Below are 20,804 nucleotides of genomic sequence, written 5' to 3' on the forward strand. Positions count from 1 at the left end.
TAAGCCATGGCTTATCCTTTTTTAATTTTTAAGCGTTACTAATCGGCTACTTTATCAACGCAGAGCGGCGTAACTTAACCCGTAATAGATTGATTAATGTCGGTGCGATTGAGGCTAATATCATTCCGGCCATCAAGGTGTATTGATGCGTTGTGTATGATTCATTGAGTAACAAGGCGCCACAGGCAATACCAGCAATGGGATTCGCGATACTGCCAAAGGTAAAGTCGACAACAGACATGCGCTGCAATAACCACACGTACATGCTGTAGCCCAATACAGTATTGAGCAACAATATCCATATTATCCCTAACGCGTTACCCCAATTAAACCCGCTTATCACATTGAAATAAGGCTCTGGTGTTATCATTGCTTGTACGCCAGACACCAGAGTGAGTAACACGCCGCCAATAATCAGTTGCCAGGTTAAAATAGTCCACCAATGAATCCGCGAACCAAGTGCTTTGGTAATTGTACTGCCGACAATAATGCAACCTATGGCTGCGAGCATGGCAGTGAGCCCGACTGGGTTTAGGGTGATTGAACTTGGGTCAAACAATATCCACGCGAGTAAAACTAACACAGCACCACAAAATGCCTGTATAGCATTGGGACGTTTTTTGCTCATAACCCAATGAAATAGCATCGCAAATACAGGCACCGAGATCATTCCAACCCCAGAGATAGCTGAGGGAAGTGTTAATGCCATGACAAAAATCAAACAGAAAAACACCGCGATATTAACGGCCCCAAGCTTGATTAAAATAGACCAGTCAGCAGACGCTGGACGACTGGGTTTTATCGCCAATAATATTAATCCCGCAGGTAAAGCGCGCAGTGCACTGAGCAATAAGGGCGGCCAGTCTGCCAATGTATATTGAGTCATCGCATAGGTTGTCCCCCAAAAAAAAGCGGGGATCATGGCAAGTAAAATATTCATAAATAACCTTGGTGTTAATTATCTTCACGTAAAGATAGTTGGCGATTTTGAACTGATAAGTTGTTTTTGTAAAGTTACTTTATATAAAGTATCTTAGCGTTAAGTTTTATTGCTGATTGATGAAAGGTAAAAATAAGCATGGAAGATGTCGATAAAGTGGTCGCGCAATGGGCAACAGAAAAGCCACATTTAGATACCGTGCCGATGGCATTGCTAGGGCGTTTTTTGCGTTTACAAAAACACATTGAAGGCGACATCTCTGCTTGCCATAAGCAGTTTGGCTTAACCATGGGTGAGTTTGATGTGCTGGCGACATTAAGACGAAGTGGTAAGCCTTATACGCTTACGCCCTCAATGCTACTGTCGTCAATGATGTTAACCTCGGGTGCCATGACTAACCGCCTAGACAAACTAGAAGCTAAAGGACTCATAGCGCGGGTACACAGCACTGAAGATCGCCGTAGCGTATCTGTTGGGCTAACCAGTAAAGGCCTTACAGTGATTGATGCGATGATAGAACAACATGTACTCGTGCAGCACAAACTCGTTGCCAGCTTATCTACCAGCGAGGTGCCCGCATTAAACCAATTACTTAAATCCTGGTTAACGGCTTTTGAAGGCGAGTGAATTGGTATTATTTCGAGGTGTTAAAAAAGGCCAGAATCTTGTGATACTGGCCTTTCTAATGTAATGAGCCGGCACGCTTACTGCTGTAACTGTGCTTTTGCTGCTTCAACTTTCGAAAAATCTAGGCCAAGCTCTTCAACTGCTTCTTTGATTAAGGCTGGGTTTTGCATCACCATGGCCATTAATTGTTGTAGCTTGTCCGCAGGAATACCTAATTGACCAATAGTTGCCATTGCTGCAAATGGAATTTCCGTTAACGTTTGAAACAACTCATTAATTTGTGCATCAGTGACGTTGTGTTCTTTTAAGATGGCAATAATAGGATTCATTGCGTTACCTTGTGTGGTTGAAGTGAGTAGGGCGAGATTTTATCACGTTTTAGCCTGTTGGGGGCAAGATGGCTGTTGCACAATTGGACTAAAAAACAGATTAAATAGGCTTTGATTTTAGTGAGTCTCTAAACATGATTGACCCGAGCACTATTTATACGTTACAGCATTCGATAAATGATTGAATTTACTACCCTGGTGTTTATACTGTTCAGGTTTTAGCGTGTTGTTTTATTGATTTAATAACTCTTTTACATGGATTTTTACGGACGTTGATATGGATATTATTACCCTCTGCACTGTGCTTGTGCTGTTACAACCCTTCATTGTTTACTTCGCTTTTTATAAAGATACTGGCTTAACCACTAAAGATAATGAGTTTTACCAATCCTTTTTAGTGATATCTCCTAGCTTCGCATTTTTTTATTTAGACCAATACTGGTACGCGTTAGGCGTGTTGGTTGGCGTGGCGTTATGTGGTGTGTTATTGGCCTTGATTGTAAACCGAAAAGCCAGTCATCCGATTGATTATGGTGGCCTGGTGTCATTTGCAGTCGCATGGTTAATCATCTTTGGCATTGGTCATTGGATAGCCAGTTTTTTTACTGACTCAAGCGTAACAGACACTATTGCAACAACAGAGCTGAATGCAACAATAGATCCGAATGCCATCACGGTATCGCAAGGGATCTTCTCCGCATTAACCAGCTCACTGTATTATCTGGTACTCATGTTAGCGGTACTGTGTGTGTCTATATTAGAGAGAAAATATTCATTTAAAGAGAAACTGAGTGATTTACTGCTGTTTATTGCATCTGTTGCTGGTGGTGTAATGCCTTTGATCGGTGACTATTTTTTGTTAAGCATCGTCATCAACTTTTTTATTTTATTGACCATGAGTCGCGTTATCATGGAGCTAGAGGGCCCTGACGCTGCAAAAGGCTCAAACGGTGCTATCGGTTTTATGTTTAGCTATTTATTTATGATGGGTATTGGCTTTGCCATGATGCTAAAAGGCGGAGCTTGGCTTTACAGTGTCGTGAGTTAATAGTGAAATTAGCGGTGAAATAAATTAGCGGTGAAATGCATTAACGCGTAATAAAAGGCCAGAGCATATTAAGATATGCTCTGGCCTTTTGGTTTATTCGCTTATATCAAAACACTCAATGTGCTGCTATTGCGCGTCTTCAAGCTTACAACGTACTTGCGATAAATTTGCCGTGTTGCCGCTTTGCACATGTTGCAATAGGCATTTATCACCTTGTGTTAATAACTGAATCGCATCAGGTATTTCTGTGCTGCGGCCCATAATTAATAACCCGTTGGCATCTTTGTGCAGTGCGCGCTCAATCACTTCCTGGCTGTATTGCGTAAAGGCACTGTCGCTAATCACTACGCTACTGACCCCTAATAAGCTTGCTATTACTTGCTGTAACTCGGCGTGAGTTTGCGCATTTGGATTCGTGATTGTCGCAGCTTGAGGCGAGGCGTTAACCTCGCTTGCTGTTGCCACACAACCGCTTATAAGCACGATACCAATGAGCCCTATGAGAGGTTTTAGCATTATTGCTCCGAAGCCTGTGGCATTAAAATGCGGTTGTTTAACAACACATTTTGATTGCGAGTGTCTTGCAACATAAAGCCTGGGTCAATAAAGGTATTTTTAACAGGGGCGCGTGCTACAGCCGTTGCAGTGGCAGGACAGCTGTTATTGTCGCGATAATATAATGCCGCGCTAAGCAGTCTTTCGTTGCTATCACCTAACGCATGAGTAAGGTCATCATCTAGCATACAACCTTGTACTTCACTGTCGACAGTTGGATTTGTTGATGGCACAAATCCGTCAGAATACTCCCCAAAACCTTTGTCATTTACGCCTTTAAACTGAATAGTAAAGTAAGTGGTATCACAGTTACCTGTTGGGTAAAAACCGTAAGGTTTACCACAAGTGGTGTCGCCTAATTGAATGACTTCGATATCAATACCACGCAATGCATTCATTAATGCTTCACTTGCCGAACAGGTACCTGGCGTCGTTAATACAAATACACGTTTAAGATTTAATGTCGGTAACGCTATGCCGCTTCTGAGTAATGACGTATTAAAACCAAGTGATTCAGGAATAAACGGCATTGGCGTTAAGGCGTCACGAGTGACCGGATCAATGGTTGGGTATTTGTCGTTAAAGCTTGTACGTTCAAATACGTGGTTTGCTGTGGCTTCGTCGCCGGCAACCATGTAAGCCAGCTGACTCGCGATAGCTAATAGTCCGCCACCGTTGTAACGGATATCTAATACTAAATCATCAACTTGTGCATTGCTCAGGGTGGTCATCGCATCATATAAGCCTTTTTCAGCCGTTGCGATGTGTGAGTTAAATTGTAAATAGCCCACTTTGCCATTAGCCGTTTGAATCGTATTGGTATTTTGTACCGGCGTTGATACTACTGTCGCAGCCGTTAACGTGACACTGCGATCGGTTTGCGCGTTTAAGTCTCGCACTACAAATACCGTTTGCTTACCGTTGGTGCTTGGAAATAAACCGGCATTAAGCGTATCAATACTGGCGCTATCGTTAGCATTAGCAACATTAACGCCATCGACAGAAACAATAATTGCTCCACGACTCACTCCGGCATTGCTCGCAGGGGTATTGGGCTCGTTATAAGCAACTGTGACTTGTCTGCTCACGCCAGCGGAGGCATTACGTAAACTCAATTCCATACCATACCCGACAGAGGCGCCAGAGCCATTAAGCAGGTTCCATTCTTCGGTCGACATCGAAAAGTGGAAATTATCTTTTAGACTCCCGGTGTCTGATAGCTCATTGGTTTTCAATAGGTCAAAATATTCGGCAACGCTATAAGGCGCGGGATCGCGATCAATGATTTCGTCATACCAAAGGTAGGTGTCGTTACTCCACGAGCGTAACCACAGCTTTTGGGTTAATGGTGCGCTACATTGATTGGCCAGGCTTGAATAATTAGCAAAAGTCCCAGAAACCCATTGCGGTGCAGTGGAGCCTGAGGTGTTATCATCACTTGATGAGCCTCCACACGCTGTGAGTAAAAGGCTAGTGCCCATAATGAAGGGCGCTAAGGTGCTGCGAGAGATTAACTGCATTAAAATAATCCTTTATTTATCTCAAACCTATTTGGTTGATTTACGTACTTTCGATGGACAATTTTATTACAACTCAGCCAGTTTGTAACCCAAATTTTGCGCGATTGTTAACTAGTTTGAATGTTTATAATGGTGTAGGCGCAAGTTTTTTATTTTTATAGTGGTGGTGTTTTATTTGCTGTTTAGCCTTTGCGCGCATTACCATGAACAAAATAAATAACGGAAAAGCATGCTATGCGAGCTTCATATATTCATTTATCTGTGCCCTACAAACAACAAAAAGGGGCCTCGGGCGTTAAGTTATTGCTGATTATTTTAGCGACGATATTGCTCACGGTTGGCTTAACATTTTTTGTTATTCGCACGTATATTTTCCCCTCACCAATGACTCCAGTAACCTTAAATGCCAAAGAGGAGCAAAAGTTAGATCAAAAACTAACTCAGCTTGGTTGGCCGCTCGACTCAAGGACTCAAGTGCCAAGCAGTGCCTCTGGTCACAGTGATAGAGCCAGTCAAAACAGCGCTACCATCAATAGCCATCACACCAATGAAAACCCCATCAACGACACAGGCGAGCTAACTCCTCAAGCTTATCGTGAATACGACGCCGACCGACAAGTGTCGTTTAGTGAAAAAGAAGTGAATGCGATGATTGGCCGTAATCCTGATTTTGCCCAGCGCGTAGCGATCGATTTTTCTGATAACTTAGCCAGTGCGACCATGCTGATCCCGATCCCCAAAGACTTTCCGGTTATGCCTGGGGAAATTTTACGGGTAAATACTGGCTTGGATATTCGTTTAGATGCGAATCGTCGCCCTGTGGTGGCATTAGTGGGTGTGAGTTTAATGGGCGTACCTATTCCCAATGCCTGGTTAGGCAATATGAAAAACGTCAATTTGGTCAGTGAATTTGGCGATAGAGGCTTTTGGAATACCTTCGCCGATGGTGTTGAGGATGTTCAAATTCGCGATGGCGAGTTATATATCAAGCTGCGTAAGTAGTAGTGATAAGGCAATATGCAAATGGATAAGTCTTGATGACAGTGGCCCGTTATTGGTAATCCACTGTCTCTTTTCGTCTACGGTGACTTTTAATAAAGCCATGTTCAATAGGCCCTAAGTGCGATAAAGCACCTTGACTACATGCCAGCCAAATTTGGTTTTAACTAAATGCGGGGTAATGAGTTCGCCGTTAAAACAGACTTTATCGAATTGCGGCACCATTTGGCCTTTTTTAAATTCACCTAAACTGCCGCCACTTTTGGCAGAAGGGCAACTAGAGTGTTTTTTGGCTAATACATCAAATTTAACGCCGTTATTAAGCTGTTTAATAATATCTTCAGCTTGAGTTTGGTGTTTCACTAAAATATGTAATGCCGCTGCCGTTTTAGCCATGTTGATGCCTGTATTGAGGGGAAACCAGAGATAAAAATGTCGTGGTGATTATAACTGTTTAGCCACTCTATGGGGCATTATTTTACCTGCGATAACTTGTTACAGTTTACAGTAGCTTAACGATTGAACATCTGTGTAAATCCTATAAAGTAGTGACACATTTGAAAAAACCGCAAGCAAATAACAAAAAGGACATTTAAATGCTTAAGCGAATCATACCTTTATGCGTAGCGAGTGCGATGACAATGGCAACACCTATTCAAGCAGAAGAAGATAAATATATTTGGTTAGAAGACGTTGAAGGCGCTAAGCCTATGGCGTGGGTTAAGCAACAAAATGATGTGTCAGCTGCCCATATCAAAGCCTACAAAGGCTTTGATACCTTAGTGGCTAACAGCCTTGAGATATTAAATAATAAAGAGCGGATCCCTTATGCCAGCCGCATTGGTGAGTATTTTTATAATTTTTGGAAAGACGAAACTCACACTCGCGGAATTTACCGCCGTACTACGTTAGCTGAGTACGCAAAAGCCGAACCGAAATGGGAAACGGTGCTCGATATTGATGCGCTAGGTAAAGCCGAAGGCGTCAACTGGGTATACAAAGGTATGAACTGCCAATACCCACTCAATGAGCGTTGCATGGTGTCGTTATCGCGTGGCGGTGCTGACGCAGCTGAAGTGCGTGAGTTTGACCTCACCACTAAAGCCTTTGTTGATAAAGCGCAGAAACCGTTTGCGCTTAAAGAAGCTAAATCAATGATTAGCTGGATTGATAAAGATACTGTCTTTGTTGGGACTGACTTTGGCGATGATCAAAGCATGACCGACTCTGGTTACCCAAGCCAAGTTAAGCTATGGAAGCGCGGCACTCCATTATCTGAAGCTAAGACCGTCTTTAAAGGTGATAAAGCATCGGTTGCCTCATCTGGTTATGTCGTGTTTGATGACAAAACACCGCTCAATATCATCACTGAAAGCTTAACGTTTTATACCGCCAAACATTACGTATATCAAAATGACAAACTGATACCGTTACCGCTCCCAGAAGATGCAGACATTAAAGGCTATTTTAAAGGCCAATTGTATATCGAGCTAAAAAGCGATCTCGTAACAGCAAAAGGCACGTTTAAACAGGGCGCTATAGTCATGACGCCAGTTGATAAACTCATTGCGCAAAAGCCTGAGTTTAGTGAGTTTGTATCACCGACTACAACAGCGTTTATCTCACAAATTAGCTTCAGTAAAAGTGCCATATTTGTGACCTGGTTAGACGATGTTAAAAGTAAGCTAGTGCGTTATATGCAAAACGACAAAGGTGAATGGAAAAGTGAGACCGCACCATTTGAAGTCAACGGCACCTTAAGCGTGTTTGATGTTGAACGTGACAGCGATGAGTTTTTCGTTGATTACACCAGCTTTTTAGAGCCATCAACCTTATATCGTTTTAATGGTGCAACCTTAAAAGCAGACAAAATTAAAGGCATGCCACAACAGTTTGCCGCTGATAAATTTGAAACCAAGCAATACTTTGTGACGTCAAAAGACGGCACCAAAGTGCCTTACTTTGTTGTGATGGCCAAAGATATCAAGCTAGATGGCAGCAATCCAACGTTGCTTTATGCTTATGGCGGTTTTGAAGTGTCACGCTTACCCGCTTACTCAGCCACAGTCGGTAAAAACTGGTTAGAGCAGGGCGGTGTGTATGTGTTAGCTAATATTCGTGGTGGTGGTGAGTATGGTCCTGCTTGGCATCAAGCCGCCTTAAAAGAAAACCGTCACAAGGCCTATGAAGACTTTGAGGCCGTTGCCGAAGACTTAGTTGCGCGTAACATTACCACAAGCCAGCATTTAGGTATTCAAGGTGGCAGTAATGGTGGCTTATTAATGGGCGCAGCGTTCACTCGTCGTCCTGATCTATATAACGCTGTTGTGTGCCAAGTGCCATTATTAGACATGAAACGTTATAACAAACTATTAGCGGGTGCCAGTTGGATGGGCGAATACGGTAATCCTGATATTGCCGAAGAGTGGCAATACATTAAAACTTACTCGCCTTATCATAACTTAAAGCAAGGTGTGAATTACCCTAAAGTGTTCTTTACTACTTCAACTCGTGATGACCGTGTACACCCAGCGCATGCGCGTAAAATGGTCGCTAAAATGGAAGGCATGGGCATTGATGTGTTGTACTACGAAAACATTGAAGGTGGCCACGCGGGGGCCGCAGATAATACTCAAGCAGCCGAGTTAAGCTCAATGGTTTATGCGTATTTAATGCAGCAACTACGTTAACGTTGAGTATTGAGAATTTAGTATCGTAAACGTTCATAAAACAAAGGGCCTCGTATAAACGAGGCCCTTTTTTGTTGGGGTAAAGATTAACATTGAGAGTTAAAAAAAGCCGCAGCTATAAGCCTGCGGCTGAGGTCCAAGTTTAGTTAGGTGAACTGGCTATGTTCCTAACTAACGTGGGGGGAATCATCATTCGTCTGCGGCAATAAGGGTGATTTCATTGCTGGCAATTGAACCATGAATTTGAACCGCAACTTTAAACACTTCTACAGCGCCAGCAGCGGCTTTACTGCCTAGGTCGAGGTCGGTTGCATCAAAGGTATACTTTCCTTCAACATCAGTTTCTTGAAGTAGGCCAACACAATTGTCGCTGTCGGTTTTATCGCACTTGAAGCTTTGCGTTACATGCCAGCGCTTCCAGGCTTTTGGCTTAATGGAAGGTGATGCTGGGTCTGGGTAGCCAAAATACACAATGTCATAATCGCTGGCATTGGTAATGGCTTTACCGTCGGCATTGGTCAATGTGAACGTTAATGCCCCTGTTGCCGCATCAAATGAGTCAAGCTGCATCGATATGTCGGTGGCTTCATCAACAGTCACGCCTTCACTCACAGGATCGACAACCACGGGTGGTACAACAACTACAGGTGGTACAACGACAACGGGTGGTGTCACAACGACAGGCGGCTCAACGGTAATGATGTCGTCGTCATCGTTATCACTGCCACAACCAATGATTAGCAAGCTACTGGCTAAAATGGCGCTAAGATATTTGATCTTCATGATGCGCTCCTTAATTGAAATGCCCTGTATGACAAGTCGTACATTCCATATCGGTTTTCACGCTGGCAGCAGAGCCCATTGTTGAACTTACGCCATGGCATGACTGGCAAGCTTGTGCTTCTACTGACGGCTTCGCGATGGTTAATGCTGAAATATCTTCTCCGCCGTAAGCGCGATTAAGTAAATCAACAATATAGTAAGCCATGCTGGCAGAGAGGCGTTTGCAGCGTTCGCCTTTTAAGGCAAATTCTTTACCTGACGCCGCAGACCAGTTACTGATTGATGAGTGACACAATGGGCTGTTAGCAATTGACGTAGCGCCCACTTCAAGCGATTTAGCTTCGGTAGAACCAATGCCCGCTATAAATTCGGCAGACGATAATGGCAGATCTGTCGTTTCGTAGTAGCGGAACGAGGCGCCAATAATGGCACTATTTTGGCCGTTAATATCGTCGAGAATATTAATCAACATTCCGGCAGCATTCAGGTTGCCACATAAGGTCCCTTGGCCGACAACGCCTGCCCAACCGTAACCTGCTAACGCAGTAGGAATAGTGGCAAATTTAGAGGCATCGGCACTGGCTGATGTCGATAACATGTTGATAATGGCGTGAAACACCTGGTGCATACAGCCGCCGCCTGTTTCATAAGCAAGCTTTGCAGTTGCCATGGCATCTAGTGGTATATATTTTAACTTTTCACCTAATGCGAGGGTGTAGTTACCATCTGCGTCTGTGGCAGCAAAAGCGGAAGTACCTAATAAGGTGGCTCCAGCAGCGGCGGTGCTAATACCAATAATCTGTGTCAATGCTTGACGTCTGTTTATGCTCATAATAATCACCCTTTACTCATCGTTATTTTATTATTCCCAATCGCTGGTGTTGGGAGCTATAGAGTCGTTAGCAAAATCTGCTGAACAACTTGATGGGGTAACAATAAGTGATGGAGTTATTAATGGTGTGATTCAAAGCAGATAAAAGTAGAGGTTTTCAAAATACAAAGAGTGTGATTATTGCAGCAGTTAATTGACGATAAAATCGCATAAAACGAATATGAAATGTGACTTAAGTCGCCTTATTTATCACATTTATGCTCATTGGATGGCAAATCTACTCATTTTAATTCTGGTAAATAGAGTGATATTACTCACGGATTGATGAGATTGTAAATTTAAACACTGACTTTTACTAAGGAATAAAACGCTTAGATAGCAGGATCACAGAATTCATCAGATTTTTTGCATACACTGTATTGGTCGACGTTTAAGTCATTATTGAGGCGGTCAAAAATGCAATTGGGCCATTGTAGGTTCGATATTGGCAAAGGGGATTTGATTAACCAAGACACTGGTGTGGTGTGGCATCTTCCTCGAGCAGAATTACATGTACTGACATTATTGGTGGAGTATCAAGGCAACGTCGTGGCTAAACCATTACTGGAGTCTGGGCACGAAGATAACTTGCCGCTAAGTTCAGCATCGGTATCCCGAGCTATTTTTACCTTACGCTCATTTCTTGGCCCACAATATGAAACGCTGATTGAAACTGTAAAAGGCCAGGGCTACTTGCTTAGGCCTCATCGTGCCCGTAAATATTCTGACAAATCATGGTTAAAAACTTTGATTAAACCACTGCAAATGTTGCTGGTGGTTATGGCTCTTGTTAGCGTGTTACTCGCTGTTTTTTGGTGGTTTAATCAAACGAGCGAATCAGTTGGCCCTGCTTTGCCATTAAGCGTAGAAACCATCACCTTAAACTCAGGTCAGCAAGTTGATATCATTTTATATTCGCCGTCTAAAACCAATAATGAACTCCTTATAGAGCAAAGCCAGCAATTGATCCAAGGTTTACAATTTTGTCCGGTAACGATATGGACGCGCATTTTTTTATCCTTATCGCACGACAAGCAAGTGCTCAATATCACCCTTAGAGGAGATCATTATGGTCAGTCTCTTATCCGTAATTTAAAAATTAGCGATTTGCGCCAGCCAAAGCAATTTGTGACACCGCAGTGGTTAGAGCAATTGAACATTTGCAGCACTTCAAGTGGCCAAATTACGCTATCAAGTCGGTCACGAGGAGGTGAGTAAATGACCAGAAAAGGATTATGGGCCATCAATATTGTGGTACTTGTGTGCTTACTTGGCTGCGTAGGAGCAATATACTCACTGACCTCCAAACCGGCTAATTTTATGCTCAGTTGCAGCTCTGAATTATTTAATCATCAAGCGGATAAGGCTGATAGTGATCACTATTTACTGGTCGATTTAGTCTCTAAAGATGGTTTAGCCCAAATCAACTATCGCTATTATGATTTAGAGGGTAACTCCGCGGGAACGTTATCGATGACAGGTAAGGTGAATAAGGTGGATACTGAACGACAAATGTTTGATATTTCAGTGACCACAAAACAAGAGTACGTGGGGGCAAAAGGTCAGGCGACACCAGAGCATTATGAGTATTTATCGTATATCAGTGGCATCAACTTAAACAAAAACGGTATGCACTCATTGAGTGTCCAGGTACTTGAACGTGATGAAACCAAAGATTATGCAGTGGTACTCTTTCAACCGAGTAATACCGTGTGTGGATGCCGTCTAGTGCACTAGTCATTCAAGTGCACTAGTCATTCAAGTGCACTAATGATTAAGCGCACTAATGATTAAGTGTGCCAAGTCACTAAGTGTACTAAGTTATTAATTAAATTATGATAAAACAAAATAAAAAGGCCGATGCAATGATTGCACCGGCCTTTTTATTGTTTTAATGGCAACCGTTTTTATGCGTTAACTGAGTGTAACGCGACAGGCTCTGCAGTAACTGCTTGTGGTTGGCGGTGAGTATTAGTTGATACGTTAACTTGCGTTAATTCGCCAACGGGTAAAATAGTACGGCCATATTCAGCGTTAAGCACTTGTGCCATGGCAAAGTAAATGGCACTGGCGCCACAAATAATGCCTTCAAATCCTGCAATGGTGCCGAGTAAGGCATTACCGGTAAAGTCGCGAGCAGCAAGCAAGAAAAACAATACCGTCAGTGAGGCAAACACAAACTGTTTGGCGCGCGGGTAACGTAACGATCCGACAAACATAAAGGCGGTAAATGTGCCCCATAATGTTAAATACCAACCCATAAAGTGTGCCGGACTGGCCGCAATACCCATGTTGGGCATTAAAATAATTCCAACTAAGGTTAACCAAAATAAGCCATATGAAGTAAATGCCGTGGTACCAAAAGTATCACCACGCATAAAGCACATCATACCGACAATAACTTGACCAATGCCGCCATAAAAAATACCCATCGCAAGGATCATCGAATCAATTGGAAAATAGCCTGCATTATGAATATTAAGCAGTATGGTGGTCATACCAAAACCCATTAAACCTAATGGTGCTGGATTCGCAAATTTTGTAGACATGGTGTTCCCTTAGTGGAAAGTTCAACAGCTCATTGCAGCCGCTAAAAAGTTAATCTGTAGCCTTATTAGGCAAGGCGCGCATTTTAGAGAAACCCTAATGAGGTAGCAATAACTCGTTATGAGTATTCTTAAAAACACTTACAAGATAAAAATACATTTAAAATCAAGGTTTTACAGCTAAACTTGTTGTGGTTGATTTGGTTGGGCAAATTTTGTGTTAATAAGTCTTTAAAATTCAGTTGGATACAAAGCAGCTTAATTGTTGGGTGATGTACCGCTAGTCGTTTTGATTGGTGTGACAATAATCAAAAACAGCACGTTAAGCGCAGCTTAATATGTCATTTTGATTGCAGTAATCAGCTTAAGTTTGTGATGTAAGCGACACAAATACGCTAAGTGTGTGAGTGTGTGCAAAATCAATAATTTATACCAATTAATATAAGGCAGTGAACGACTCTGCTTGTTTTATGCGAAGGTTTTGTGCGATTTGTGTTCTAGTGCACAGACGAGGTTTAAGGTGATAGATAGTCTGTAGTAAGCGTTATTTCTCAACGGAGGCACTATGCAACATAAGTTTATAACAACAGTATTGGGCACATTAAAGCCTAATTTATTGCAATCGTTGGCTCAAGTTAGCCGTGAAATAGGTGCGAGTTGGGAAACCAGTAAAGTCATTAAGCTTGATGGCCAATTTGTGGCGATGATGCGGGTTATGATTGATGCTGATAAAGAAATGGCGTTAAAACAAGCGTTAGAGCAACAGTTTAGCCAACTGACTTTTGTTTATGCAGAATATGCCCATGAGGCTATTCATTTATCTGCAGAGTGCAAGCTCACATTAGATTGTAATGATCGCTCTGGCTTAACCCATGACATGAATGAAATTCTAAATGATCTTGAAATCAGTGTCGATCATCAGGAATGTTACCGCGTTCAAGTTACCAGTTTAGGTAAAACCGTTTACAGTGCTAAATTAACATTAAGATTACCTGAGAACGTCACCGTTGGATTACTGATATCTCAGCTTGAAACCTTAAGTGACAATATCCGTATTGATGTTGCCGAATAACATAAGTGCTGAGTTAGAGTCGTTGATTGGGTATATAAGTAAGTTTGATGGTGTTTAGGTTAGCTAAACACCACTTTGTTTCGGCCGCTGCTTTTGGCTTGATATAATGCTTTATCGGCAAGGTCGATTGCTTGCTCTACGCTAATGTCTTGCGAGCCGAGCTCGACGACACCAAAGCTCGCGGTGATATTAATGTGTTGCTCGCCGAACGGGATCGGTGTGTTATTTATCATGGCTCTTAATCGCTCAGCGACATTTTTAGCGTCGTCATAGCAAGTACGACCAATTAAAATAACAAATTCCTCGCCGCCCATTCTGGCCAACAAATCGTCTTTTTTAACATGCTGTTTAATCATTTGGCTAATACTGACCAACACCTCATCACCGCCCGCATGACCATATTGATCGTTAATGGCTTTAAACTTATCGATGTCCCAATAAATCAAACACACATGTTGTGCTTGTTGTTGCAGCTCCAGTATTTGTTGTTTGGCATGCACATAAAACCCCCGCCGATTTAAGCAGTTTGTTAACGTGTCCGTCATGGCCAGCCGTTTCATTTCTTCTGCTAAATCAGACGCCAGCATATAAATAACAAACACCGACATGCCCACATATGCTGCTGGTAAGGCTGTAAAATTGACTACGGCATACAGTTTTATGAGTTCAACATCCATATTACGCCCTTGTGATAAGGCGATACTGGCTGCAATAAACAAACTTATCGCAAACACAAAATGCATCACAGAAGCGCCGATTTCAGCCGGGCGTGATTTTTTTCGATGTCTAATGATGACGACACTGGTAATGAGTAGAAATATCACATCAATGAACAAGTACAGTGACATTTGCATGCCAATGAAGGGATCAATATAGGTAAAGTAAAAAGTTAGCGCGACACCCAACCCTCCCAAACTCAGTAAGGCTGAAGTTGGAATAGGTGTTTTAGTGCGTAAACAATGCCCCCTGGTGCCCAGAACGACAGACAGCATCGACAGGGTGCAACCTATCATCCAATACAAATTGTGCGACAGAAATAGGCTTTTAAATAAGGTGTTGGCCCAAAGGGCTGTAGAGGCCAAAAAAGATAATGAAAACATCAACGCGTACTTTTGTTTCCCCATCGTTTGCCAAGTCATGAAAAAAATAATCGCCAGCAAAATGCTCGAAAAAAATAAAGTGATCAAAATGTACGTAAATGGACTTTCCATATGCCGTCTTCTTATTGAGTTGGTATAGGCAACACACAGCTTAACAAGCGCGAGCGGATTAACGAATTAGCTGTTAAAAATAAGGTGTTAATCAACTGTAGACGGCAATATAGCGCTTAGCCAATGGTGAACGGCAATTAGAAGTTGTGTGGTTAATAAAACAGCAAAAATGATAAATTAGGTTCACGACACTAAGTCAAAAGAGGGTAAGCCTAGGTGGATGTTGTGAGTTGCTTTATTGCTAATGCTGTTAGTGATTCGGTATAAGCATTTATTTTAACGTGTTCCACACTCCAACCTTTCACAAACCGCTGAAAATCAGCCCATGCAACACAATATAACGGCCGCCAAGCGTGCAAAACATCTTGCGGATTAATATGAGGATGAAACTGACTTAGTCCGTGAGTCAATTCGCTAAAGTAATGCTCAAGATAAGCATCAATCATGCTTTCTGGCTCATGGTAATTCAAGACACTGCTAAGCAACATAATGACATCTTTCATGCCGCAGCCCTGGCCAATGTATTGGAAATCGACTGCCGCAGCTCGGTTGTCTTCACTAAAGCAAAAGTTAGCTAACTTTGCATCACCGTGGACCAGAGTTTGAAATGGACATTGGCTTAATACACTGTCAATCATAACCGCAGCTGACTTTAACGGGCCATCAGGTAACGCAGCATATTCATCTGGGCGCGTGTCTAAATGCCAATATGTGCCTATTGGCCAAAGTCCGTTGGGTTTGGCTGACATGTATTGTGCATGGAAATAACCTAACCAGGTTAAACACGCCCGTACAACCGAGGGGGTCACATGAGGATTAACCCGGGTAAACCCAATCGTGTTTAAGTCTTGCAATACGAGTAAGGTCTCATCAGCGCGCTGTTCTACATGCATGCAATGAGGTAAAGGGCTCAATGGCTGTTGTAAGTGTGCGTTGGCATAATGTTGATACCAATTTACTTCAACGCGGTACGATTGTAATTTTCGTTGATGAGACAAAAGCGTATTCCAACCTCGCGGGTGCGAACTCGGTTGTGGCAAGCGGATGTATTTTACAATGACAGACGGATAGGGCTTTGCACAAACATAAGCTCTGAATAACTGGCCATAACCACCCCAAAGTGGCTGTATGAGTTCCACATGGCTGATATGACTTGCACCAATAGCATGACTAATGCGTTGTAAAATATTCTCTGATACTGGTGGGTTTGGCATGTGTAAGCGTGTCTCGGCGTGATTGGCTAAGCCCTATTGTAACAAACTTCAAATATAGGCTTAACTATTCCTCGATGTTCATTTTATCTGCAATGCCTTTATTTATCTCTCAGTATTAATGCGCATTTATGATGATCTATTGTGAGAGTGTAAAAATTTATAATTTTTTTCTAATGTATCTTTTATGCGTAAAAAAGCGGTTGATCGTGGTGCATGCCGGTGGGCATGCTGATGTTTTAATAAGCAACCTAACACTTGTTTTAAAACACTTTATTAACATCGATTGGTTTTATTTCAGAAACAATTGTTTCATTTATTGTGACGTTAAAGTGACGATGTAATGTCGCGTTTAATGCAAGCTATTGTTTATATTAGGCTTGCGGTTTTACGTTCAGCTGTTGAATAGTCAGTAATTTGACGGTATCCTGTGCGCAAAATGTAACAAAGATTTACATATTGTTACATTATATTAGCAAATCCGCTTAATCGATCCAGGAGTAATCATGGCCACTGCAAGGACAACCATTTTCAAACTGAGCACACTTTCTGCTGCTATTTTATTGACTGCATGTAGCAACTTGTCACAACCAGCCAGTGTATCTGTATACAACGCAGAAGAGTTAGCGCAACGAAACAATGCCTTGCTAGAAAGAGAAAAAGCGGTCGCTAAGCGCGAAGCTCAATCTCAAGATGCTATAGCCGGTAAAACGAGCCCAGAAGGTGAGTTACTTCCGCCTAATGCTAAACCTGGTGAATGTTATGCGCGTGTATGGGTAGAACCTACTTACGAAAATTACACAGAAACCGTCATGGTAAAAGAAGCCAGTGAAAATGTGAGTATTGTGCCAGCACAATATCAACAGGCCACTGAAACCATTGAAGTACAACCTGCTAGCTTTAACATGGTCGCAGTACCTGCAACTTACGATGTTGTGACTGAGCAAAAACTAATACGTGCAGCAGGTTCGCAGTGGTTAGTCGACTTACGTAAGGGCAGTGCCCCTGCAAGTGCTGAATTATTGAAAGCCGCAACAGAGCACGGCATTAATCTTAATAATGCCACGGCTGGAATGTGTTTCCATGAACATTACATGCCTGCACGTTATGAGCAAAAAGGTGAGTCTGTACTGGTTGCCGAAGCATATGATGTCGTTGAAACCATTCCTGCAGAATTCCGTTGGGTTGAAAAGCGTATCCTAGTTAAAGAAGCCAGTACTCGTATGGAAGAAGTGGCTGCACAATATGAAACGGTTACTGAAGACGTTGTAGACGTACCGGCTCACAATATCTGGAAAAAAGGCGTTGGCCCAATTCAGAAAATTGATGAAGCAACTGGCGAAATCATGTGTTTAGTTGAAGTGCCAGCCACTTATAAAACACTGACAAAACGCGTATTGGTGTCTCCTGCAACATCACGCACTGTCGATATTCCTGAAGAATACGAAACAGTTCGCGTGCAAGAGTTAGTGAGCGAAGCAAGAGAAGTGCGTACACAAGTGCCTGCTAAGTATAAAGACGTTCAGGTCACTCAAAAAGTCGCTGATGTTGAGTTTGTTTGGCATGAAGTGCATAACGACGAACACCCAAAAGCAACTCGCACTGGCAACAAGATTTGTTTGACAGAAACGCCAGCTGAATTTGAAACGGTTAGTCGCCGTGTTGTGGTAAGCCCTGCATCAACTCAGCGCGTAGATGTTGCTGCAAAATATGAAACCATGAGTGTGACTAAATTAGTGTCTGCTGCGAAAGAGATGCGTTCTGAAGTGCCTGCAGAGTTTGAAACAGTGTCACTGAGCCGTATTGATAAAGATGGCTTTATGGAATGGCGTCCAATTTTATGTGAAACCAACATGACGCGTACAACCATTACCGATCTACAACAGGCATTAGCAACAAAAGGCTATAACCCAGGTAAGATTGATGGCGTAGTGGGTGTTGATACCATCAAAGCTGTTAATGCATTCCAAAACGATAATAACTTACCAACCGATAAGTACATCAATATCGAAACGGTAAAAGCATTAGGCGTTAATCTTTAATATAACGTCTAAGGGCTGTCGATCTTTGAGGGTGAAAGTAAGCCATTAAAGATTAATTATCCCCGCTAAAAAAGCCCAGGTGCCAATCTTATTCAGACGGTCACCTGGGCTTTTTGCTGCCTTAATCACGCCACATAAATTAGTTATATGATGCTTGTTTAACGCTGCTGTACATGGTCGGGGGTTATTGATAAAAATATAGTTATATTAACTGTTTGCGTTAATATTCTTTGTGATAGTATTCGCCAGATTTTTTCACTATCATTAAGGAACAATGATGTACAAAATGTCTCTTCTTGCCACAACCTTGTGTGCTGTTTTAGCTGCTCCTGCCTTTGCCAACACCGATACCCTCTCATCAACATCAGATAACCGCGGTTTTTATATCGGTGGTGCAGTGAATAAAACAGAACTTGGTTCTGGTGATGCCAGTGGCTCAGCCGATGCGACAGGTTTTGGGATATACGGTGGTTATCAATTTAACGACTGGTTTGGTTTAGAAAGTAACTTTTTTGCCGCTGATGTGGGTGAAGATGGCCTTGATGTGGTCGCTGGTGCACTCACCTTTACTCCCACATTTACTGCGCGTTTCAATGAGACATTTTCGGTTTTTGCTAAAGTGGGTGTGGCATCAATGGCGGTTGTTGTTGATGGTTACTATGATGACTTTACCGCTTCGGGTTTTGGTTTAACTTATGGCATAGGTCTAAACGCAGCAATAACTGAAAACCTTAACCTTCGGTTAAGTTACGATATGAGCAAAGGCGATCTTGATATTGATGAGTATGGCTATGTTGATGATATAGATGCTGAAATTGAGCAATTAGCATTGGGTTTACATTACCAGTTCTAACAATTTATTCGAGCTGTTTATCAAGAAAATTAAGGCTACCAACGGGTAGCCTTAATTGTTTCGTGCTTATAGCGTAGGACGATGTAAATCGAAACGCTGATCATCTGAAATACCATAATACGCCGAGGGTCCGCCAGCACGTAACACTGGTTCTGCTAAGGCTGTTTGGTAAATTCCTTCTGCACTGAGTAAGTGCTTTTCAATGTGTACCGCGACCACTTCACCGAGTACCAACCAGGTATCAATTTTATTGCCATTCGCATCAGTGAGCTGAATGCATTGGGTTAATTTACATTCAAAGTTGACTGGGCTTTCGGCGACCCTATCTGCCGCGACAATATTACCGGCTATAGGTGTTAATTCTGCAAATTCAAACTCGTCAGTACCGTGAGCTAATGGCGCCGAGGTTTGGTTCATTTGCGCGGCTAAGCTGCGAGTGGTTAAGTTCCACACAAACTCGCCCGTTTCGACGATATTAGCCACACTGTCTTTCCAACCTGTACTAGCAAAACCAATAATGGGTGGGTCGTAGTTAAAACAGTTAAAAAAGCTGTAAGGGGCTAAGTTACGCTGCCCCTGGGCATTACGCGTTGAAATCCAGCCAATAGGGCGTGGGCCAATAATCGCATTTAATGGATTATGCGGTAGCCCATGGCCTTTACTCGGCTCATAAAAAAATCGATTTTCAGTGCTCATTACATGTCCCTTTTTATGACGGCATCAATGCGGTCCACAATAAACGTAAACCTACTACGATCATTAAACTCAGAATGATCTGCTTAAATTGTTTTTCATTAAATTTATCTTGAATGCGTAGCCCTAGTTTTACTCCAATCCAAGCAATAGGGGCAAGCATGGCTGAAACCATTAAATTACTCAGATTAATCTGTCCTAGCATGGTGTAGGGGATCAATTTTACTGCATTAATAACGGCAAAAAACATCACGGCGGTACCAAGGTATTGTGTTTTCTCTAGGCGCAGCGGGATTAAATAAGCATTTAATGGTGGCCCACCGGCATGGGCGACAAAGCTGGTAAACCCTGCAAGCGTGCCGCATATTCGGCCAATCAGGGCAGACGGTTTACGCTGAGACCACTCACCAAACGTTAAACCATAAATGCCAAAGCCTAACGAAATAACACCTAAAATACCGCGAAGATACTGCTCATTGAGTTGATCAAATAATAAATAAGCCACCACAATACCGACCATGGCCGCAGGTAATAAAATCAATAATTGCTGATTACTTTGTTTATTCCACCACGAGCGGACACTTAAAAAATCCATGTAAACCAGCAATGGGAGCATGACCGCTGCCGCCGCAGCTGGGCTAATGGCGAGAGCCAATAACGGCACAGTTAAGCCGCCTGCGCCACCTGCAAAGCCTGATTTAGAAATGCCGGTAATGAGTACTGCTGGTATGGCGACAAGCCAAAATATTGGATCGGTTAACATGTTTCTCTCTGTCGATTAACTGAGCTTGTCATTAAATGTTTTAGAGGTTCA

21 protein-coding genes are annotated in these 20,804 nt (G+C 42.5%); 9 read left to right on the plus strand and 12 right to left on the minus strand.

The annotated features are described in order from the left end of the window. Nucleotides 1-46 precede the first annotated feature (46 nt). Nucleotides 47-940: a DMT family transporter gene (locus ACROAE_RS09300; protein WP_432401025.1), complete on the minus strand. Its 894-nt coding sequence runs from the start codon at nucleotides 938-940 to the stop codon at nucleotides 47-49. A 138-nt stretch (nucleotides 941-1,078) separates the two neighbouring features. Between ACROAE_RS09300 and ACROAE_RS09305 the strand changes: the two genes are divergently transcribed. Next, nucleotides 1,079-1,567, plus strand: a complete 489-nt coding sequence (locus ACROAE_RS09305; protein WP_432401027.1) for a MarR family winged helix-turn-helix transcriptional regulator — start codon at nucleotides 1,079-1,081, stop codon at nucleotides 1,565-1,567. A gap of 77 nt (nucleotides 1,568-1,644) precedes the next feature. Here the strand turns inward: ACROAE_RS09305 and ACROAE_RS09310 are convergent, their stop codons facing one another. Next, nucleotides 1,645-1,896 (minus strand): DUF2999 family protein, encoded by a 252-nt coding sequence (locus tag ACROAE_RS09310; protein WP_432401029.1) that lies wholly within the window; start codon nucleotides 1,894-1,896, stop codon nucleotides 1,645-1,647. A 277-nt stretch (nucleotides 1,897-2,173) separates the two neighbouring features. Here ACROAE_RS09310 and ACROAE_RS09315 point away from each other — a divergent pair, with 277 nt between their 5' ends. Next, a complete protein-coding gene (locus tag ACROAE_RS09315) occupies nucleotides 2,174-2,944 on the plus strand; it encodes a hypothetical protein (protein ID WP_432401031.1) in 771 nt (256 codons plus the stop codon). 126 nt (nucleotides 2,945-3,070) lie between these two features. On the opposite strand, the gene ACROAE_RS09320 is transcribed toward ACROAE_RS09315, so the two are convergent. Together ACROAE_RS09320 and ACROAE_RS09325 are read right to left on the minus strand one after the other, a co-directional pair. Next, the gene (locus ACROAE_RS09320) at nucleotides 3,071-3,460 is read right to left on the minus strand and encodes a hypothetical protein (protein WP_432401033.1); all 390 of its coding nucleotides are present in this window, start codon (nucleotides 3,458-3,460) and stop codon (nucleotides 3,071-3,073) included. Further along, a complete protein-coding gene (locus ACROAE_RS09325) occupies nucleotides 3,460-5,019 on the minus strand; it encodes a S41 family peptidase (protein ID WP_432401035.1) in 1,560 nt (519 codons plus the stop codon). Before ACROAE_RS09325 ends, ACROAE_RS09320 begins: the two co-directional genes overlap by 1 nt. A gap of 234 nt (nucleotides 5,020-5,253) precedes the next feature. Here ACROAE_RS09325 and ACROAE_RS09330 point away from each other — a divergent pair, with 234 nt between their 5' ends. Beyond that, the gene (locus ACROAE_RS09330; RefSeq protein WP_432401037.1) at nucleotides 5,254-6,021 is read left to right on the plus strand and encodes an arginine N-succinyltransferase; all 768 of its coding nucleotides are present in this window, start codon (nucleotides 5,254-5,256) and stop codon (nucleotides 6,019-6,021) included. A 114-nt stretch (nucleotides 6,022-6,135) separates the two neighbouring features. On the opposite strand, the gene ACROAE_RS09335 is transcribed toward ACROAE_RS09330, so the two are convergent. Then, nucleotides 6,136-6,414 carry a peptidylprolyl isomerase gene (locus tag ACROAE_RS09335; RefSeq protein WP_432401039.1) on the minus strand — a complete coding sequence of 93 codons (279 nt, stop codon included), beginning with the start codon at nucleotides 6,412-6,414 and terminating at the stop codon, nucleotides 6,136-6,138. 200 nt (nucleotides 6,415-6,614) lie between these two features. Here ACROAE_RS09335 and ACROAE_RS09340 point away from each other — a divergent pair, with 200 nt between their 5' ends. Further along, nucleotides 6,615-8,708 (plus strand): prolyl oligopeptidase family serine peptidase, encoded by a 2,094-nt coding sequence (locus tag ACROAE_RS09340; protein ID WP_432401041.1) that lies wholly within the window; start codon nucleotides 6,615-6,617, stop codon nucleotides 8,706-8,708. Nucleotides 8,709-8,897: 189 nt separating this feature from the next. On the opposite strand, the gene ACROAE_RS09345 is transcribed toward ACROAE_RS09340, so the two are convergent. Both ACROAE_RS09345 and ACROAE_RS09350 read right to left on the minus strand, forming a co-directional pair. Continuing rightward, nucleotides 8,898-9,491 carry a hypothetical protein gene (locus tag ACROAE_RS09345; protein WP_432401043.1) on the minus strand — a complete coding sequence of 198 codons (594 nt, stop codon included), beginning with the start codon at nucleotides 9,489-9,491 and terminating at the stop codon, nucleotides 8,898-8,900. 10 nt (nucleotides 9,492-9,501) lie between these two features. After that, nucleotides 9,502-10,323 (minus strand): cytochrome C, encoded by an 822-nt coding sequence (locus ACROAE_RS09350; protein WP_432401045.1) that lies wholly within the window; start codon nucleotides 10,321-10,323, stop codon nucleotides 9,502-9,504. 456 nt (nucleotides 10,324-10,779) lie between these two features. On the opposite strand from ACROAE_RS09350, the gene ACROAE_RS09355 reads away from it, so the two are divergent. After that, nucleotides 10,780-11,580 carry a winged helix-turn-helix domain-containing protein gene (locus ACROAE_RS09355; protein WP_432401047.1) on the plus strand — a complete coding sequence of 267 codons (801 nt, stop codon included), beginning with the start codon at nucleotides 10,780-10,782 and terminating at the stop codon, nucleotides 11,578-11,580. Then, nucleotides 11,581-12,099, plus strand: coding sequence for a hypothetical protein (locus ACROAE_RS09360; RefSeq protein WP_432401049.1), 519 nt, complete (start codon nucleotides 11,581-11,583; stop codon nucleotides 12,097-12,099). It abuts the gene before it with no gap. A gap of 170 nt (nucleotides 12,100-12,269) precedes the next feature. Here the strand turns inward: ACROAE_RS09360 and ACROAE_RS09365 are convergent, their stop codons facing one another. After that, complete coding sequence (locus tag ACROAE_RS09365; RefSeq protein WP_432401051.1) at nucleotides 12,270-12,911, minus strand: acetate uptake transporter; 642 nt, start codon at nucleotides 12,909-12,911, stop codon at nucleotides 12,270-12,272. 562 nt (nucleotides 12,912-13,473) lie between these two features. On the opposite strand from ACROAE_RS09365, the gene ACROAE_RS09370 reads away from it, so the two are divergent. Beyond that, on the plus strand, nucleotides 13,474-13,980 hold the full coding sequence (locus ACROAE_RS09370; RefSeq protein WP_432401053.1) for a glycine cleavage system protein R: 507 nt from the start codon (nucleotides 13,474-13,476) through the stop codon (nucleotides 13,978-13,980). A gap of 59 nt (nucleotides 13,981-14,039) precedes the next feature. On the opposite strand, the gene ACROAE_RS09375 is transcribed toward ACROAE_RS09370, so the two are convergent. Further along, entirely contained in the window at nucleotides 14,040-15,119 is a 1,080-nt protein-coding gene (locus tag ACROAE_RS09375) for a GGDEF domain-containing protein (RefSeq protein ID WP_432401055.1), read from the minus strand. 284 nt (nucleotides 15,120-15,403) lie between these two features. Continuing rightward, complete coding sequence (locus ACROAE_RS09380) at nucleotides 15,404-16,405, minus strand: phosphotransferase (protein ID WP_432401057.1); 1,002 nt, start codon at nucleotides 16,403-16,405, stop codon at nucleotides 15,404-15,406. A gap of 503 nt (nucleotides 16,406-16,908) precedes the next feature. Between ACROAE_RS09380 and ACROAE_RS09385 the strand changes: the two genes are divergently transcribed. After that, complete coding sequence (locus tag ACROAE_RS09385; protein ID WP_432401059.1) at nucleotides 16,909-18,444, plus strand: peptidoglycan-binding domain-containing protein; 1,536 nt, start codon at nucleotides 16,909-16,911, stop codon at nucleotides 18,442-18,444. Nucleotides 18,445-18,730: 286 nt separating this feature from the next. Further along, complete coding sequence (locus tag ACROAE_RS09390) at nucleotides 18,731-19,297, plus strand: porin family protein (RefSeq protein WP_432401061.1); 567 nt, start codon at nucleotides 18,731-18,733, stop codon at nucleotides 19,295-19,297. Between the two features lie 66 nt (nucleotides 19,298-19,363). Here ACROAE_RS09390 and ACROAE_RS09395 read toward each other — a convergent pair whose 3' ends face one another. Continuing rightward, on the minus strand, nucleotides 19,364-19,993 hold the full coding sequence (locus tag ACROAE_RS09395; RefSeq protein WP_432401063.1) for a flavin reductase family protein: 630 nt from the start codon (nucleotides 19,991-19,993) through the stop codon (nucleotides 19,364-19,366). Nucleotides 19,994-20,006: 13 nt separating this feature from the next. After that, entirely contained in the window at nucleotides 20,007-20,753 is a 747-nt protein-coding gene (locus tag ACROAE_RS09400) for a sulfite exporter TauE/SafE family protein (protein WP_432401065.1), read from the minus strand. Nucleotides 20,754-20,804 lie beyond the last annotated feature (51 nt).

Source organism: Shewanella sp. MF05960, assembly GCF_050849305.1.
Lineage (GTDB): Bacteria > Pseudomonadota > Gammaproteobacteria > Enterobacterales > Shewanellaceae > Shewanella.

What these genes read in the sequence shown, in the direction of transcription:
- ACROAE_RS09300 (WP_432401025.1), bottom strand. Translation starts at nt 940, where the DNA reads ATGAATATTTTACTTGCCATGATCCCCGCTTTTTTTTGGGGGACAACC.
- ACROAE_RS09305 (WP_432401027.1), top strand. Translation starts at nt 1,079, where the DNA reads ATGGAAGATGTCGATAAAGTGGTCGCGCAATGGGCAACAGAAAAGCCA.
- ACROAE_RS09310 (WP_432401029.1), bottom strand. Translation starts at nt 1,896, where the DNA reads ATGAATCCTATTATTGCCATCTTAAAAGAACACAACGTCACTGATGCA.
- ACROAE_RS09315 (WP_432401031.1), top strand. Translation starts at nt 2,174, where the DNA reads ATGGATATTATTACCCTCTGCACTGTGCTTGTGCTGTTACAACCCTTC.
- ACROAE_RS09320 (WP_432401033.1), bottom strand. Translation starts at nt 3,460, where the DNA reads ATGCTAAAACCTCTCATAGGGCTCATTGGTATCGTGCTTATAAGCGGT.
- ACROAE_RS09325 (WP_432401035.1), bottom strand. Translation starts at nt 5,019, where the DNA reads ATGCAGTTAATCTCTCGCAGCACCTTAGCGCCCTTCATTATGGGCACT.
- ACROAE_RS09330 (WP_432401037.1), top strand. Translation starts at nt 5,254, where the DNA reads ATGCGAGCTTCATATATTCATTTATCTGTGCCCTACAAACAACAAAAA.
- ACROAE_RS09335 (WP_432401039.1), bottom strand. Translation starts at nt 6,414, where the DNA reads ATGGCTAAAACGGCAGCGGCATTACATATTTTAGTGAAACACCAAACT.
- ACROAE_RS09340 (WP_432401041.1), top strand. Translation starts at nt 6,615, where the DNA reads ATGCTTAAGCGAATCATACCTTTATGCGTAGCGAGTGCGATGACAATG.
- ACROAE_RS09345 (WP_432401043.1), bottom strand. Translation starts at nt 9,491, where the DNA reads ATGAAGATCAAATATCTTAGCGCCATTTTAGCCAGTAGCTTGCTAATC.
- ACROAE_RS09350 (WP_432401045.1), bottom strand. Translation starts at nt 10,323, where the DNA reads ATGAGCATAAACAGACGTCAAGCATTGACACAGATTATTGGTATTAGC.
- ACROAE_RS09355 (WP_432401047.1), top strand. Translation starts at nt 10,780, where the DNA reads ATGCAATTGGGCCATTGTAGGTTCGATATTGGCAAAGGGGATTTGATT.
- ACROAE_RS09360 (WP_432401049.1), top strand. Translation starts at nt 11,581, where the DNA reads ATGACCAGAAAAGGATTATGGGCCATCAATATTGTGGTACTTGTGTGC.
- ACROAE_RS09365 (WP_432401051.1), bottom strand. Translation starts at nt 12,911, where the DNA reads ATGTCTACAAAATTTGCGAATCCAGCACCATTAGGTTTAATGGGTTTT.
- ACROAE_RS09370 (WP_432401053.1), top strand. Translation starts at nt 13,474, where the DNA reads ATGCAACATAAGTTTATAACAACAGTATTGGGCACATTAAAGCCTAAT.
- ACROAE_RS09375 (WP_432401055.1), bottom strand. Translation starts at nt 15,119, where the DNA reads ATGACTTGGCAAACGATGGGGAAACAAAAGTACGCGTTGATGTTTTCA.
- ACROAE_RS09380 (WP_432401057.1), bottom strand. Translation starts at nt 16,405, where the DNA reads ATGCCAAACCCACCAGTATCAGAGAATATTTTACAACGCATTAGTCAT.
- ACROAE_RS09385 (WP_432401059.1), top strand. Translation starts at nt 16,909, where the DNA reads ATGGCCACTGCAAGGACAACCATTTTCAAACTGAGCACACTTTCTGCT.
- ACROAE_RS09390 (WP_432401061.1), top strand. Translation starts at nt 18,731, where the DNA reads ATGTCTCTTCTTGCCACAACCTTGTGTGCTGTTTTAGCTGCTCCTGCC.
- ACROAE_RS09395 (WP_432401063.1), bottom strand. Translation starts at nt 19,993, where the DNA reads ATGAGCACTGAAAATCGATTTTTTTATGAGCCGAGTAAAGGCCATGGG.
- ACROAE_RS09400 (WP_432401065.1), bottom strand. Translation starts at nt 20,753, where the DNA reads ATGTTAACCGATCCAATATTTTGGCTTGTCGCCATACCAGCAGTACTC.